The sequence below is a fragment of the Herminiimonas glaciei genome, assembly GCF_042664955.1.
In the GTDB taxonomy this organism is placed as follows: Bacteria; Pseudomonadota; Gammaproteobacteria; order Burkholderiales; family Burkholderiaceae_D; genus Oxalicibacterium; species Oxalicibacterium glaciei.
In genome coordinates, this window is record NZ_JBHTBU010000001.1 from 891,321 (window position 1) to 907,164 (window position 15,844).

The 15,844-nt window shown below is 55.4% G+C and carries 17 protein-coding genes; 9 read left to right on the top strand and 8 right to left on the bottom strand.

Annotated features, from left to right (window positions below):
* The first annotated feature begins 6 nt into the window (after window positions 1–6).
* The 8 genes from ACFQPC_RS03915 (at window position 7) to ACFQPC_RS03950 (ending at window position 7,976) form a co-directional block, all read left to right on the top strand.
* Window positions 7–2,970 (top strand): formate dehydrogenase subunit alpha, encoded by a 2,964-nt coding sequence (locus tag ACFQPC_RS03915; RefSeq protein ID WP_382270287.1) that lies wholly within the window; start codon window positions 7–9, stop codon window positions 2,968–2,970.
* 64 nt (window positions 2,971–3,034) lie between these two features.
* A complete protein-coding gene (gene fdh3B / locus ACFQPC_RS03920) occupies window positions 3,035–3,664 on the top strand; it encodes a formate dehydrogenase FDH3 subunit beta (protein WP_012079822.1) in 630 nt (209 codons plus the stop codon).
* Window positions 3,661–3,888, top strand: coding sequence for a hypothetical protein (locus ACFQPC_RS03925; protein WP_382270288.1), 228 nt, complete (start codon window positions 3,661–3,663; stop codon window positions 3,886–3,888). Before fdh3B ends, ACFQPC_RS03925 begins: the two co-directional genes overlap by 4 nt.
* 22 nt (window positions 3,889–3,910) lie before the next feature.
* The gene (locus tag ACFQPC_RS03930; RefSeq protein WP_382270289.1) at window positions 3,911–5,056 is read left to right on the top strand and encodes a formate dehydrogenase subunit gamma; all 1,146 of its coding nucleotides are present in this window, start codon (window positions 3,911–3,913) and stop codon (window positions 5,054–5,056) included.
* A gap of 12 nt (window positions 5,057–5,068) precedes the next feature.
* Complete coding sequence (locus tag ACFQPC_RS03935; RefSeq protein WP_382270290.1) at window positions 5,069–5,395, top strand: hypothetical protein; 327 nt, start codon at window positions 5,069–5,071, stop codon at window positions 5,393–5,395.
* Window positions 5,396–5,617: 222 nt separating this feature from the next.
* The gene (locus ACFQPC_RS03940) at window positions 5,618–6,463 is read left to right on the top strand and encodes a formate dehydrogenase accessory sulfurtransferase FdhD (protein ID WP_382270291.1); all 846 of its coding nucleotides are present in this window, start codon (window positions 5,618–5,620) and stop codon (window positions 6,461–6,463) included.
* Window positions 6,464–6,582: 119 nt separating this feature from the next.
* Window positions 6,583–7,287, top strand: coding sequence for an ABC transporter permease (locus ACFQPC_RS03945; protein WP_124572453.1), 705 nt, complete (start codon window positions 6,583–6,585; stop codon window positions 7,285–7,287).
* A complete protein-coding gene (locus ACFQPC_RS03950; protein WP_382270292.1) occupies window positions 7,287–7,976 on the top strand; it encodes an energy-coupling factor ABC transporter ATP-binding protein in 690 nt (229 codons plus the stop codon). Before ACFQPC_RS03945 ends, ACFQPC_RS03950 begins: the two co-directional genes overlap by 1 nt.
* On the opposite strand, the gene ACFQPC_RS03955 is transcribed toward ACFQPC_RS03950, so the two are convergent.
* From ACFQPC_RS03955 to ACFQPC_RS03985, 7 genes are all read right to left on the bottom strand, one after another.
* Window positions 7,973–8,572, bottom strand: coding sequence for an ATP-binding protein (locus ACFQPC_RS03955; RefSeq protein WP_382270293.1), 600 nt, complete (start codon window positions 8,570–8,572; stop codon window positions 7,973–7,975). The genes ACFQPC_RS03950 and ACFQPC_RS03955 overlap by 4 nt on opposite strands.
* A 2-nt stretch (window positions 8,573–8,574) precedes the next feature.
* A complete protein-coding gene (locus ACFQPC_RS03960) occupies window positions 8,575–10,203 on the bottom strand; it encodes a tetratricopeptide repeat protein (protein WP_382270294.1) in 1,629 nt (542 codons plus the stop codon).
* 96 nt (window positions 10,204–10,299) lie between these two features.
* Window positions 10,300–11,067, bottom strand: a complete 768-nt coding sequence (gene imuA / locus ACFQPC_RS03965) for a translesion DNA synthesis-associated protein ImuA (protein ID WP_382270295.1) — start codon at window positions 11,065–11,067, stop codon at window positions 10,300–10,302.
* Window positions 11,068–11,232: 165 nt separating this feature from the next.
* Window positions 11,233–11,835, bottom strand: coding sequence for a hypothetical protein (locus ACFQPC_RS03970; RefSeq protein ID WP_382270296.1), 603 nt, complete (start codon window positions 11,833–11,835; stop codon window positions 11,233–11,235).
* Between the two features lie 62 nt (window positions 11,836–11,897).
* Window positions 11,898–12,563, bottom strand: coding sequence for a hypothetical protein (locus ACFQPC_RS03975; protein ID WP_382270297.1), 666 nt, complete (start codon window positions 12,561–12,563; stop codon window positions 11,898–11,900).
* Window positions 12,560–13,543 carry an MlaD family protein gene (locus ACFQPC_RS03980; protein ID WP_382270298.1) on the bottom strand — a complete coding sequence of 328 codons (984 nt, stop codon included), beginning with the start codon at window positions 13,541–13,543 and terminating at the stop codon, window positions 12,560–12,562. Before ACFQPC_RS03980 ends, ACFQPC_RS03975 begins: the two co-directional genes overlap by 4 nt.
* Before the next feature lie 28 nt (window positions 13,544–13,571).
* The gene (locus ACFQPC_RS03985; RefSeq protein WP_382270299.1) at window positions 13,572–14,387 is read right to left on the bottom strand and encodes an MlaE family ABC transporter permease; all 816 of its coding nucleotides are present in this window, start codon (window positions 14,385–14,387) and stop codon (window positions 13,572–13,574) included.
* A 133-nt stretch (window positions 14,388–14,520) separates the two neighbouring features.
* Here ACFQPC_RS03985 and ACFQPC_RS03990 point away from each other — a divergent pair, with 133 nt between their 5' ends.
* Window positions 14,521–15,276 carry a fused MFS/spermidine synthase gene (locus tag ACFQPC_RS03990; RefSeq protein WP_382270300.1) on the top strand — a complete coding sequence of 252 codons (756 nt, stop codon included), beginning with the start codon at window positions 14,521–14,523 and terminating at the stop codon, window positions 15,274–15,276.
* A 56-nt stretch (window positions 15,277–15,332) separates the two neighbouring features.
* On the opposite strand, the gene ACFQPC_RS03995 is transcribed toward ACFQPC_RS03990, so the two are convergent.
* Complete coding sequence (locus ACFQPC_RS03995) at window positions 15,333–15,770, bottom strand: PPC domain-containing DNA-binding protein (RefSeq protein ID WP_382270301.1); 438 nt, start codon at window positions 15,768–15,770, stop codon at window positions 15,333–15,335.
* Between the last annotated feature and the right edge of the window lie 74 nt (window positions 15,771–15,844).

The following is a 15,844-nucleotide window of genomic DNA, read 5'->3' on the forward strand; positions in this document are numbered from 1 at the left end:
GACAACATGCTGTTAACTCGCAAAAGCAACGCTGCTGAGCGTTCGCCTGCACGATTCTCTTCCAGCCTGGCCGATAGCCTGTCGCGTGCGCTACCCACCATGGACAGGCGCGGTTTCCTCAAGCGTTCCGGTATTGGTATCGGCGCGGGGATCGCTGCGGCACAACTAGGACTGATCCAGAAAGCCAAGGCGGCCGACGGTGCCAAAGGTGCGGACGGCAAGAAGATCGAAGTCAAACGCACGGTGTGTACCCATTGCTCGGTTGGCTGTGCTTCCGATGCAATCGTGGAAAACGGTGTGTGGGTACGGCAGGAACCGGTATTTGATTCGCCGATCAACCTTGGCGCGCATTGCGCCAAAGGTGCGGCGCTGCGTGAACACGGTCACGGTGAATACCGCCTGAAGTATCCGATGAAGCTGGTCAACGGCAAATACCAGCGCATGAGCTGGGACCAGGCGCTCAACGAAATCTCGGCCAAGATGCTGGAGATCCGTAAAGCGAGCGGCCCGGATTCGGTTTACTTCGTCGGTTCGTCCAAGCACAACAACGAACAGGCTGCGCTGCTGCGCAAATTCGTTTCCTTCTTCGGCACGAACAATACCGATCACCAGGCGCGTATCTGTCACTCAACCACGGTTGCCGGCGTTGCCAACACCTGGGGTTATGGCGCGATGACGAACAGCTATAACGATATGCAGAACTCTAAGGCAGCGTTATATATAGGTTCGAATGCCGCCGAGGCGCATCCGGTCTCCATGCTGCACATGCTGCATGCGAAGGAAACCGGGACCAAAATGATCGTGGTTGATCCGCGTTACACGCGTACCGCGGCCAAGGCCGATCAATACATACGCATCCGTTCCGGTTCCGATATTCCATTCCTGTGGGGTGTGCTGTACCACATCTTTAAAAACGGCTGGGAAGACAAGAAGTACATCAATGACCGCGTCTACGGGATGGATAAGGCGCGGGAAGAAGTCATGAAATGGACGCCGGAAAAAGTCGAAGAGGCTTGCGGCGTACCCGAAGCGGAAGTGTATAAAGCCGCTGAAACCATGGCGATGAACCGTCCTTCGACCATCGTCTGGTGTATGGGCCAGACCCAGCACAGCATCGGCAATGCGATGGTGCGTGCATCCTGCATCCTGCAACTGGCCTTGGGTAACGTCGGCAAATCCGGTGGCGGCACCAATATTTTCCGTGGCCACGATAACGTACAGGGTGCGACCGACGTTGGCCCTAATCCTGATTCCTTGCCTGGCTACTATGGCCTGGCCACCGGCTCATGGAAGCACTGGTGTGCGGTATGGGGCGTCGATTACGAATGGGTCAAGAAACAATACGTCTCGCAAGAGATGATGGAAAAATCCGGGACTACCGTATCGCGCTGGGTCGATGCAGTACTCGAAAAGAGCGAGAACCTCGACCAGGACAATAGCGTTAAAGCGATGCTGTTCTGGGGCCATGCTCCTAACTCGCAAACGCGCGGCCTGGACATGAAAAAGGCGTTCGACAAACTCGACCTGCTGGTCGTGATCGACCCTTATCCGTCTGCGACAGCAGCAATGGCTGCGATGAAAGTAGATGGCCAGGAACTGAATCCGAATCGTGCCGTGTACCTGTTGCCAGCGGCGACGCAGTTTGAAACATCGGGTTCGGTGACTGCATCCAACCGTTCTATCCAGTGGCGTGAAAAAGTGATCGAACCGCTGTTTGAATCGCGCACCGATCACATGATCATGTATCAGCTGGCGGAAAAACTCGGCTTCGGTAAAGAGCTGGTCGCCAAGATCAAGCTGGTACCGGGCAAGGGCGGCATGATGGAACCGGAACCGGAAGCGATGCTGGAAGAAATCAATCGTGGTACCTGGACTATTGGTTACACCGGTCAATCGCCGACGCGCCTGAAAGCGCATATGCGCAATATGCATCTGTTTGATGTGAAGACGCTGCGCTGCAAGGCCGGCAAGGATGCCGAAAGCGGTTACGACATGGCCGGCGATTATTTTGGTTTGCCATGGCCATGCTACGGCACACCGGAACTCAAACATCCGGGTTCGCCTAATCTGTACGACACCTCCAAGACCATGATGGATGGCGGCGGTAACTTCCGTGCCAACTTCGGCGTCGAGCGCGACGGTGTCAGCCTGCTGGCAGAAGACGGTTCGCATTCATTGGGTGCCGACATTACGACCGGCTATCCCGAGTTCGATCACATCCTGCTGAAGAAACTCGGCTGGTGGGATGACCTGACCGAAGCGGAGAAGAAAGCCGCGGAAGGCAAGAACTGGAAAACCGATCTCTCCGGTGGTATCCAGCGCGTCACGATGAAAGTGCACGGCGTGCATCCGTGGGGCAATGCCAAGGCACGGGCCGTGGTCTGGAACTTCCCTGATCCGGTACCGCTGCATCGCGAACCTATCTATGGCACACGTCCTGACCTGACGGCGAAATACCCGACCCATGACGACAAGAAAGCGTTCTGGCGCATGCCGACTTTGTACAAGTCGCTGCAGGATAAAAACATCGAGGCCAAGCTGTATGAAAAATTCCCGATCATCCTGACTTCGGGACGCCTGGTCGAATACGAGGGCGGCGGCGAGGAAACACGTTCCAATCCATGGCTGGCTGAATTGCAGCAAGAGAACTTCGTCGAAATCAATCCAAAAGCGGCAGAGGCGAGGGGCATACGCAATAACGAGTATGTGATCGTCTCCACTCCGACTGGCGCACGCATCAAGGTCAAGGCGCTGGTGACGGTACGCGTGGCGGAAGACACGGCCTTTATCCCGTTCCACTTCTCCGGTTGGTGGCAGGGCAAGGACATGCTGGATTCCTATCCTGAAGGCGCACATCCTATCGTGCGCGGCGAGGCGGTGAATACGGCGACCACTTACGGTTATGACTCGGTCACGATGATGCAGGAAACCAAGACCACCATTTGCAATATTGAAAAAGCGACTGCATAGCGAGGTATCTGGCAATAACGGTGAAGTAAAAACTGACAGATAACCAGGCTAAGGAGAAATCAAAATGGCACGAATGAAATTCATCTGTGATGCAGAGCGCTGTATCGAATGCAATGGCTGCGTGACAGCCTGCAAAAATGAAAACGAAGTCCCGTGGGGCGTCAATCGCCGCCGCGTGGTCACCATCAACGATGGCGTGATTGGGCAGGAAAAATCGATATCGGTCGCGTGTATGCATTGCTCGGACGCGCCGTGTATGGCGGTTTGTCCGGTAGATTGCTTTTACCGTACCGAAGAAGGCGTGGTCTTGCATGACAAGGATATTTGCATAGGTTGCGGTTACTGTTCCTACGCCTGCCCGTTTGGTGCGCCACAGTTCCCATCCAACGGCACCTTCGGCCTGCGCGGGAAAATGGATAAGTGCACTTTCTGCGCCGGCGGACCGGAAGAAAACGGTTCCAAAGCCGAGTTTGAAAAATATGGTCGTAATCGCCTCGCCGAAGGCAAGTTGCCGGCCTGCGCTGAAATGTGTTCGACCAAGGCCTTGCTGGGCGGTGATGGTGATGTGATTGCCGATATCCTGCGCACACGGGTACTGCGGCGCGGCAAGGGCAGCGAAGTCTGGGGCTGGGGTACCGCCTACGGCAAATCGCATAATCCGGACGCCAAAGCACCGAGCGGAGGCAAATCATGATGCGCACCTTATTGCTTTCCCTGATGGCGCTGGCCTTGTTCGGTTGCGGTGAAAAAGTCCAGTCGCAAGCCAATGCGCGCGACGCCGGTGACGCAGCGCCATGGACCGGCGCGAAGAACGATCCCTACGTCGTAAAAGGCTGGACTGCCGGGAATAAAACCGAGTGGGAAACGCAAATGCGCACACGTGCCCAAACGCAAAACGAGTACGTGAAAACCAATTAATGCATCCGCGAGGGGATTTATCATGAATACATGGTTTGCCAAACTCGCCGCCGGACTGACGCTGCTGGTAGCGACTTCCGGCCTGGCGCTGGCACAGGCGAATGATCCCGCCGCCGCCAAGGCTGCGGCGCCACCTGCTGCGCAGAGTATGTCGAATATTGAATCCGACGATGTCCTGTACATGAAACAAAACCAGGCTGAGCGTACCGAGGTGCAGCGGGGCAACCTGGCACCGGTGTACCGGCAGGTGAAGGAAGGCGGTGAACACTATTCCAGCTTGCCGGCGCTGGAAGCCGGTGTGCTGATACAGCCGAAGGCGCAATTCCCGGGGCAGGCACGTGCCACTACCGCGGGTGAAGCATGGCGCCTGTATCGCAATGGCCCGCTGACTACCTATGGCGGCTGGCTGATTATCGTTGCGGTGCTTGGCATTGCTGCTTTCTATTTTGCGGTAGGCACTATCAAACTGAAAAATGGCCGTACCGGTCGCCTGATCGAGCGCTTCACGTCGCTGGAACGCATGGCGCACTGGACAGTGGCGATCAGTTTCCTGACGCTGGCCTTGACCGGACTCATCATGCTGTTTGGCAAATACGTCGTGCTGCCGGTGTTCGGGCATACGGTATTCGGCTGGCTGGCGTACGCCTGCAAAAACGTGCACAACTTTGTCGGTCCGGTTTTCACGGTCTCGCTGATCGTGATGTTTGCGATCTTCGTCAAGGATAATTTCCCCGGCAAAGGTGACCTGGAGTGGCTGAAAAAACTCGGCGGCGCGCGTGGCCACGCCAGTGCAGGTCGTTTCAATGCGGGTGAAAAACTGTGGTTCTGGGGCGGTATGGTATTCCTCGGTCTGATTGTCAGCGCCTCGGGTTTCGTGCTCGATATGCTGGTACCGGGCATCCTGTACACCCGCGGCAATATGCAGGTCGCCCACATCATCCATCTGGTGGCGGCGGTGCTGGTATTCAGCGCATCGCTGGCGCATATCTACATTGGTACGCTGGGCATGGAAGGTGCGTACAAAGCGATGAAAACCGGTTACGTTGATGATGCCTGGGCCAAGGAGCATCACGATCTTTGGTATGCCGATATAGAAAGCGGCAAGATTCCGCGCGTACGCACTCCCGAAGCGACGGAAAAAGCAGGTACACCGATCAAGGCTGTTTAAGGAGATAGGCAGATGAAAAAAATACTGATCGCATTGCTCGGCACCATGGTCATGGCCAGTGCTACAGCCAAATTGCCGCCACCGAGCGATGAAGCCAAGGCAAAAGCGGCGGAAACCAAGAACAAGGCTGGCTGGTCGGATAAAGTTGCCGCTTATCAGTTGTGTGAATCGCAAAACAAGGTGGCCGCGCAATACCTGAAGCGTACCGGCAAGCCCAAGCCGGATATTGCAGTGCCGCCATGTACCAATCCCGGTCCTTACGTCGCACTGCAAGTAGCCACATCCACTGTCGGTGTGGCCGATGCCAAGCCGGTACCTGCGGCCGGCGCCAAGAAGTAAAGTAAGTCAGAGTCTTCCCGCCGCATACGCCTGTCCAGGCGTATGCCTGTTATCTGCTGAAAACAGCCCGATAGCGCGCATACCGTTATAATCCCACCTGCAGCACCGAATACCGGATAGTCGGGATGACTATTTGCCATTCCATACCTTAGCGCATCGTGTTTTGCATGATGCCGATAATGGAACAGCGGCGTTTTGCCCTGTCCAAGATGAGTTACCGCCATGTCGTATCGCCCTGAATTTTCCTCTACACCGGTTGCATTGACGTATGAAGTCAATGCGATAGACGAGACCGCGCAGACTTCGCCGCTGGCGATTCCCGCCGAACGTCCGTTGACGGTGTATGTGGACCAGCGCGAACTGGTGACGCTGATGACGCTGGGGGCGGCACCGGAAGCACTGACGCTGGGCTATTTGCGCAATCAAAGGCTGGTGCAGGCGATAGAGGAAATCGTAGCTATCCATGTCGACTGGACTCAACATGCGGTCTATGTGACTACCCGTGACGGCATTGCAAATATCGAAGAGCGTACGGCCAAGCGCGTCGTCACCACCGGTTGTGGCCAGGGCACCATGTTCGGTGGCCTGATGGATGAGGTCGACAGCATCGTGTTGCCCAGCGATGCGCGACTCAAGCAATCTACCTTATACAAAATCGTCAACACCATACGGACGCAGGACTCGGTCTATGCCAAAGCTGGTTCGGTACACGGCTGCGGTTTGTTTACGGCTGAAGGCGATCTGGAATACTTCATCGAAGATGTGGGTCGTCATAATGCGGTCGACTCGATCGCAGGTATCATGTGGCTGGAAAATATCAGCGGTGCCGACAAGGTGTTCTATACGACCGGCCGCCTGACGTCGGAGATGGTCATCAAGGGTGCACAGATGGGCATGCCGTTTTTGATTTCGCGTTCCGGTACGACACAGATGGGTCATCTGGTCGCAGAGAAAGTGAATATGACTTTGCTGGCGCGCTGCACCGGCAAACACTTCCTGCTGGTCACCGGCAAGGAACGCATGATCTACGAACCACAGCTGCTGGATAGCTCGCTGCGCGTGGCCTGAGTCAATTTGCCCGGGCTGCGGGTCGCATTATTTCGGTGCATACCTGTGGCTGGGTTAGAATTGCGGCTACAAAAATGAATTAGCGACGCTGCAGTCACATCTGCTCTTCTTATCTTCTTATGTCCCTTATAGACGCTACCCAGGCTGCCTTTGGCTTGCTCTTTTCGGGCGATGCTGTGCTGTGGCGCATCATCTGGATCTCGCTCAAGACTTCCATCATCGGCTTGCTGATTGCAACGCCGATCGCCGTGCTGATCGGTTACCTGATTGCGACCCGCGAATTCATCGGTCGTCGCATCGTGATCTGGATCGCACAGGCGGCCTTGTCCCTGCCTACCGTATTGATTGGTCTGTTGCTGTATTTGATGTTGTCGCGTCAGGGACCTATGGGTTCCTTGCAATGGTTGTTTACCCAGTCCAGCATTATCCTTGGCCAGGTTCTCATCGTCTTGCCGGTATTGATTGCTTTCACGTTGTCGGCGGTGCAGGCGGCTGATCCGCGCCTGGCAGAAACTGCGATCGTGCACGGTGCTTCCAAATGGCGTGTGATGCTGACGGTGCTGCATGAAGTCAGGTTCGGCGTGATGGCAGCTGTTATCAATGGTTTTGGTCGGGTAATTTCAGAAGTAGGTTGCGCGATGATGGTAGGCGGTAATATCGCCGGTGAGACGCGCACGATTACGACGGCGATTGCGCTGGAAACCAGCAAGGGCGAATTCGCGCAGGGGATTGCCCTGGGCATCGTGCTGATTGCATTTGCCTTGCTGATCAATGCCGCGATGATGTTATTGCAGGGCGATACCCGGCCGGCGAGGAATATGTGATGGATGCGCTTTTATCAATCCAGCGTTTGCAAAAAAGCTTTCACCAGCGTCGCCTGCTGGATATCGAGAATCTGTCGATCGCACAGGCACAAGCTTATGTACTGACCGGTTCCAATGGTTCCGGCAAAAGTACCTTGATGCGCATATTGGCCGGACTGGAATCGGCGGATACCGCTGATGTGAAATTCCAGGGCGAGACGGTACAGCTGTCACCTTATCCCCGCACCATGCGCGATGCCATTGTGTATGTACACCAGCATCCGGTGATGTTTTCGACCAGCGTGGAAGAGAATATCGCCTACGGTTTGTCAGTACGCGGCGTGCCGAAAAATATCATCGCTGAAAAAGTCGAAGAAGCTATCACCTGGGCCGGTATTGCGCACCTGCGTGCGAGCGTGCCGGGCTTCCTGTCGGGTGGGGAAAAGCAGCGCGTGGCATTGGCGCGTGCACGTGTGCTGTCGCCGAAACTGCTATTGCTGGACGAGCCGACTGCCAACCTCGATGGTGCGGCACGTGAACAGGTGATTGCGCTGATACCGACCCTGGTGAACGAGGGCGGCAGTGTCATCATGGCTTGCCATGACCGGGATTTGATTGCGATGCCGGGTGTGCAACGCCTGAAGATACGCGACGGCAAACTGGAAATGCGGGCAGTGAACCTGGCGCCACAAGCAGTGCCTGGCGCTTAAGGCAGGTAGAGGCAAAACAGCGCACCACCATTTGGCAGGCTGTGCAGCCTGACACGTCCTTCCCTGGATTCATTGTGATGGGCGGCCGCGATGGCGGCCGACAGGGCCATGCCCATGCCGGTCGATGGTTTCTCTTCCGGTGTACCCAATCCCGGTCCGTCATCCTGGATCGTAAACACGGTTTCATCGGCGATGGTTTTACATGCAAGCACGATAGACGACTTGGCAAAACGCAGTGCATTCTGCAATGCGGCATCCAGTGCCAGTCCCAACAGGTGTTCGTCGAAGAAGGCAATCGGCGGCATGTCGTCGGTATCCAGCGTGATGGTGATCCCGGCCTTGTTGTGCGCGCGTATCAGGCCTTTCAGGAAGTCTTCCGGATTGACCGCTTCCATGCGTGGCTGCAAGCCCTGTGTCGAAGCCTTATACAAGGTCAGGAAGCCGACCATCTTGTCACGTAATGCGAGGCAATGATGATGCGCTTCCGAGGCTTTGCCGTGGTCCAGGTCTTCCGTGAGTGCGGCCAGTTCACCTTCGAGTTCACCCAATGCATTTTTCAGGTCATGCACGATGATGGCGGCGAGTTGCGGATCCATGCTTATGCCTCCACGCTGGCTTTGACCAGGGTCTCGCGCAGGAAACGATACATCTTGGCGACGCGTTCGCTATTCGGCATCAAGACATCCAGTTGCGCCAGGTAAGCGTTGACGCGTTCGACGTAATTGCGATCCAGGCCTTTCTGGCTCATCCACAATAAATGCAATTGCGCTGCGGCGAGCAGCACGCCGGTGTTTTCAGGTGTCGCGGTCAATGCTTCCTCCAGCTTGGCCAGCGATTCATCGAACTGGCCGGCGCGCATCAATTGTGTGGCTTGCTCGACGATCAACGCGCCTTCGCTAATCGATTCATCGACGACTTTTTCTATCAGTGCTTCATTGCCGGTATCTTGCAAGACGCGCCGGGCAAAGGCGACCAGGCGGGTATTTTCATGGTCGGCCTTGATCGCCTTGGCAACGATGCGTGCACCTTCTTCATCCAGTCCTACGCAAAATGCCGCTTTCGCCAATGTCAGTGTATGGATATCAGCGCGCACACCGTCCGCCAATTCCTTCGCCGAAGCGAAGGCGGCCTGGGCCGAGTTCATATCGCCGAGACGGGCAAATGCTTGCGCCGCAATGGTGGCCTGGCGTGCTGCGAAGCAGGGATCATCCTGATGGTCCTGGGCGGCGGCGCTCAAGACGGACAGCGCATCCGCCGCATCGCCGATATCGACCTGTACCTGCGCCAGAGACAGCGCATCGGAAGCCTGTGCGGTGAGTGAGCCGCGGGTATGCGTGAGGGCCTTGTTGAAAGCCTGGCGTGCCTGTTCCAGGTTACCGACGCGGTAGGCTGCATCGCCCATCAGGCGACTGCGACGGGCCGAAGGAATGACGTTATAGGATTTATTGAAGGCATCGAGTACGGCTTCTTCATTACCTTGTGCTTCGGCGATCTGCGCCAGCAAGTCGTAGGCATCGATGAATTGCGTATTCGCTTCCAATACCTCGGTTACCGCTTTTTTCGCTTCATCGAGCTGGCCGGCTGCCTGGTCGCAACGCGCGAGGCCGAGCCGGGCCCATACCAGGTCGCTGCGCAGGCTGAGTGCTTTCTTGTAGGTCACGCGCGCATCATTGAGATTGCCCAGTTCCAGCGCCGAACTTCCCTTGATCTTGAGGATATCGACTATCCATTTCGGCTCGGCCGCCAGTACGGTATCGCATTCGGCGATGGCACCGCTCAGGTCCTTCATTTGCAGGCGGTCGGTAATCGGTTTGAGCGCTTGTTGCCGATCCAGCAAACGCTCGAGGCGATCAGCGATCTTGCCACCGGTCAGTGGCTTCACCATATATGCGTCAGGCTGGAATTCGGCGGCGCTGGCCACGCTGTCATAGCTGCTTTCAGCTGTCACCATGAAGAACATTGCGGTAGGCGACAGCAGTTTTTGCGAGCGCAGGTATTCCAGCACTTGCTGGCCGTTGGTTTCCTTGTTGAGGTTGTAATCGCAGACGATTACATCGTAGTTGGTGTTGCGGATACGTTTGATCGCATCATTCGGCGTGGCGGATTGATCGACTTGCTCGATTCCCAGTTGACCCAACTGGGTCCGTATGTTTTGTCGCATCGTCGGCATGTCGTCGACGACCAGTGCGCGCAGCTTGGCAAGACGGCTATTGAGGATAGTGGCCATTATGATGCAAGGGGTTGGGATGCCCCATCATACGGCTATGTGCCTGTGCTTGCCATTAAAAAATGCTTTTTAAGAAAGTACCGGCAGCCTCCAAGCTCAAACTGGCAGCGCGGCACGATGGCGGGCGGCGGTCGCGGCCAGTGCGGAATGGGCTACGGTATAGGCCGCTGATGGCATCTCGAATACCGGCGAACTCAGCGAGCGGCAAACACGCGGCGCGCGGATGATGGCCGGAATTGCCAGTGGCAGCACGACAGGTTTGCAATGTACCGGTCCACGTCGTTTGATAATTTCGACCGACATACGACCCTCCGTAGCCGCTTGGCACAGCATGCGCAATGGTGCCGGCGAAGACTGGTTTTGTGCCGCCAGCGGGCGGAATACGAAAGTCAGGCCATCGTTTGCAGCCGCCATCAATTGCAGGCGGCGCAAGTGATCAGGACGGGCTTCCGGCAACCAGCACAGCAAGGCACCGAAATGCACATTCTTGACTGCTTGCTCTACTGCCCAGATCCGGTCCATGGGTTTGTCGGCTTCGATCAGGATGAGGTGATCGCGATCCAGGCCGAGGTCGCTCAAGGCTGCCGAGATATGCGCCGGTGCCAGCAAAATCACGGTTTTACCTTCTTGCGTCAGGCGCGTCAGGGTAGGGGCCAGCAAGCGCAGTTCACCGATATCCGGTTGCGCCAACAGCAATTCGATCAGTACCGAAGCAGGCCAGCCGCCATTCGGCAATTCCAGGTCCAGCGCGCGATAAGCGGAAGGCTGCGGGTGGGGGCGAACAGCGTGTGCCGATTCGCCAGGCCATATGGATTCTGGAAAGGAAGCTGCGGAAAAGTTGAAATTGCTTGCGACTGCGGCCATAAAACCTCCAAATGCTGTTTTGGGATAACGCGCCTGATGAACAGGTGAGTTAGCAATATACTGTATATGCATACAGTATAAAAGGTTTTTTTTAAATTTTATTGTGGCTGATGCAATTGTGCCGTGGGCAGTACTCTAGATGTGGTCACTTGCAAAATAAACAATTCAAGCCTTGCAGTTTAAGTCTCTCTTGAACTTGTTGACGCCATTTTCAAAACTTGAGTATTCCTTAGGGACAGAAATCTTTGTTTGGGGATTTTGCGCAGCCATTATCTTATGCGCTGCAAGGCTCTTATCAAAAGCACGGCAAGCATCGTCAGTTTTCTTCAGGTTTTGGTAACTAAAACCCATGAGCAGATAGAGATTCGCAGGCATGTCGATATTTTGATTTTTTACGGCTAAAGAAAGCGATTTTTCCAAATACTCCAGAGCTTTCTGGTAACGCGTTTCGTAGGACGCCGACTTGTCCATAAAACCATTTTCTTGATAATACTTTTGCCAATTTTTGATAGCTTGAGCATTAAAAAATATGCCGTAAATACGATATGCCTGAGCTAATCCGATTTCATTTCTCTGTTCGGCGTAGATATCTATTGCTTCCCTGATTAGGCGCTCTGCAGGAATGGGTCGGTCTTGCTGCTCCACTAAATTCTGCGCTGACGCGAGCTTCCGGGCTGGATCGTCGGTAGAGGGTACCAACATCGCTGCGCACCCTGTAATCAATTGAAGAGAAAGAAGAGTTGCGCAGATCAGGAGGATTTTTTTCATCTAACTATTATGGAAGTATTTGTCGGTTAAGTAGCGTAACGCACCGCTACTTTCGTGGTTGATCAAAATGGTTTTTCTACCAGTGTCATTTTTCGGCGTAAACGCTGGGCTTCAGCCATATCCCCCGCTTGTTCTGCACGCATTGCCTGCACCCCCAGCCAGGCAAGTAAAGGCCGTCGCCAGCCTTGTGCTGAAGCTGTTTCTACCGCAGCACCGATGACTGCGGGAGAGGCGCGTTTGCCCTGTAGTAGTACACCAGCGGCAACCAGACGGGATAGTGGATCTTCGATGCTAAGCATGGCGCTGGCAGCGGCGCTGTCGGAGCTGGCACCGGCTATGGCGCGCTGCTGTGCTGGTAGTTGCGCGATTTCCGAAGACTGGATTTTGCCTGCCAGGTAATTGGCATAGGCGACTTCGGCGGCCGGTGCATCCAGGCGCAATTTTTCAAATTCGGTGCAGCCATCCAGTACCAAGCTCGCAACCTGGGCCGCGCAGCGTGTGAGTTCTACGCGAGCCAGCAAATCGATACGGCCGGTGCGCGCCACTTCGTTACGGGCAAACTGGAACTCCTGGTCCGCTACGCGGGTATTGCCTGCCAGATAGGCATTGCCGGCGCGCTCGGTCGCGTCCTTGGCATTGATTTGCCAGTCCGGGGCCGGTTTGCCGGCACAGGCGGTGAGTAGCAGGCTGAATGTTAACAGCGCGGGCAAGAGGCGGGTCGGGGTCATGGCAGGTTTAGCTCCGTGTCGCGTGCAAACGGCCATTTGCGGTTGATTTCATTGACCAGTTGTTCCACTTTGCGCAGACTGCGGTCTACATCGGCACGCAGGCTGCCGAGGTCGCCGCTGGCGGCTTTCGCATTGCCGCTGATGACCTGGGCATCGGCCAGCACTGCATCCATTTTCTTCAGGCTGCTACGGGCTTCGCCCAGCATTGCATTCAGTTGCACGATGGTGGCCTGGCTATTGCCATCCTTGCCGAATACCTGGTTGTCGGTTTTCACCAGCAAACCATCGACTTTGGCTAATACCTCATTGGCGCGGTCCAGCGTCTGGATGATTTTTTGTGCATCCTTGTCATTGCCGACCAATGCTCCCAAAGCACCGTGTCTGCCATTGAGCTTGTCAGTCAGGCTTTGCAGGTTCGTCAGGCTGGCATTAAGCGCTGATTCTGCGGAGGTCAGGTTATTGACGTTATCGATCAATTGTTTCGCAGCAGCAACCAGCAAGGGGATTTCTGCCGCGACGTCGCCGACCAGCAAGGTGCGCTCGGCCCCGGCTTCCAGCGGCGGGTCAGTGGGTACGCCGGTAAAGGCGCGGATACGCGGGCTGCCGACTATGCCGCGCTCCATCGTGAAGATGCTGGAGCTACGCAGCCAATGTGCGTCTTTCTCTGCAACGGCAACCAGGATGCGTGCCTTGCCATCCTTGCCGAGTTCGATACGATTGATACGGCCGACCGGGAAGCCGGAAAAGGTCAGGTCCATGCCGACACTGACGCCATCCGAATCGTCGGCCAGCAAGACTAATTCCTGTGTAGCTTCAAAGGCGCCGCGCGCATACATCAGGTAGGCGACAGAGCCGGCAATCAGCACGACCAGGAAGGCCAGCAGGATGACGGCCTTGAATTCAAGGTTGTGCGGCACCACCGCGCGCAATTGCGCATTCGGTGAGGCCGGTGGAGTAGTGTGGTCTGGTGGTACTTGCATGGCGATCAGGCGCAGCCTTTAGTCAGGGTTAGAAATAATTGCCCATCAGGGAAGCAATCTGAATCAACAGGATCACGAAGAATAACCTTACCATTGCCGCCAGTTCGCTGGCAGCCTTGAGGCGACTGGCTTGCGGTTCCCGCGGATTATCGTAAAGCGCGGATGCCATCGGAATCAACGATACAGCAAGACTGAAGAATAGCGTCTTGAGCAGGAAAATCATCGATACCGAAGGATTGAAGATCTGGCCGACGACCCGCGTATAGTCGGCCAGCGCCCATTGCGTAAAGCCGTAAATCGACAGATAGGTAAGGATGAGCGCCAGGACACAGCTGACGGCGGCCAGCATCCAGACCGAGAAGATGCCGGCGATTGCACGCGGGAAAAATTCCGTGCGTATCGGGTCCACTCCTTGCTGTCGCATCGCCAGCAAGTCGCCGCGTCGGCGCATTTCCGCCAGTTCCACGCCATCCGGCAGGGTACGGCGCAGCGCCACGAAGAGGGCGGCGGAGAGCGGGATCAACTCGAGCACCAGCATGCGCACCACCATATCCAGTGCGTACTTGGAGAGGCCGTAACTGAGGGCGGTGACCATCACGATACGGATCAGGATCACGCTGACCAACGATGACAGGAGTGAAAACCAGATCAGGTTGGTGCTGGTGCCAAGTACCAGTTGATGCGCAATCGCATAGCGATGTTCACGCTTGTAGGTGGTGGGCGAAAAAGTCAGCGACAGTACGATTACACCGAACAGCAGGATGCGCCAGCCGCCCAGCAACCAGCTAAAGGCGGCACCGCCGGTACGTACGATAGTCTGTGGAACAGGTACTTTTACGCTCATGCGAATATGGTAGCAGTGAATTGCCTGCTTATTTCACCTGATGGTGGAAAGTCGCGCTGCCTGTGCGCTTGTACTTTGCGCACAATACCGTAAGCTGGTGTCTTCCACGCATATGGATCAGCAAGGCTCATTAATGGATTTCTTTACACCGGAACGTATCGCGCAACTCAAAGCCTTGTCACGCGACGGCAAGCCCTTTGTCTTTGATGACGGTGATATCCGTACGCTGCATTTCGATGAGCGCATAGTGCAAAGCGCGATGCGCCTGTCGGCACCGGATGAGTTGCTGGTCCACTATACACAGGCGATGACGGGTTTCCTGTTGCTCAATCCGGCACCAGAGCACATCTTGTTGATCGGCCTGGGTGGTGGTTCACTGGTCAAATATTGTTATAAGCATTTGCCTGCGACCCGGCTCACAGTACTGGAAATCGATGCGGATGTGATTGCCTTACGCCAGCAATTCATGATTCCGGCGGACGATGCGCGTTTGCAAGTGTTGCACGCGGATGCGCAAACCTATCTGCATGAGATGGCCGCAGAAACTGTAGATGTCATTTTGCTGGATGGTTTCGATGCGAATGGCGCCGTGGAAGAGTTGAATTCTTATGCGTTCTTTGAAGATTGTCGCCGCGTGTTGCGCGACGGTGGCGTCTTGCTGATGAATATGGCTGACGATGGCGATACCGCAACCGCCGCTTTGACGCAGGGACAAGCCTTGTTTGGCCTTGGACGCTTATGGTGGCTAAAGACGGTGGGAGAGAATAGTCATCTTGCCGTGATGCTGAAAGTGACCGACAGCGTGACGGATACCGATTTACGCGCGACGCTGACGAAAATGTGTCGACAGTTTTCGCTGGAATTGATTTATCCGCGGCACTTGGCTTAGCCGGGCAAAAGCCGGCATTGAAAAAAATGCCGGTAATTTTTACAAAGTTACATGGATCAGCGCTCGAGATCAATCAGGCACAGTCCGCTTTCCGGGTCGAACGAACGCTTCAGATAGCTCGGTGCTTCCGTCAATATGATTTCCAGGGTGGGGCGCACATACGCTTCCAGCAGGTGGCCGCCATGTGCGCTGCCGTCACGTTTGCCGACGACCACATGCGCATGTATTTTGGCTGCACCATCTTGTAGCGCGATATCACCGATCAGTGAAAGTACTTCGACTTGTTCACTCACCGGGATTTTTTCATAGTCTTTTTGATTCCAGTCGAAGTAGCCCAGAGTCGCGCTGCTAAAGGCGCCTATCGCAGTGAAGCGACTTGCGGTCAGATTGTTTTCCCTGGCGAAGCGCTGGATCTGCGAGACGACTTCTTCACCGCTCTCGAGTATCAACACATATGTTTTTTCCGGTGTATCGTTAATCACTTTGCTATGCATGTTAAGCTGCCTCTCATAAATTCGATTTCGTTCTTCATCGAGCATATTGCCTCGTCCCGTTTATCGGGACACAC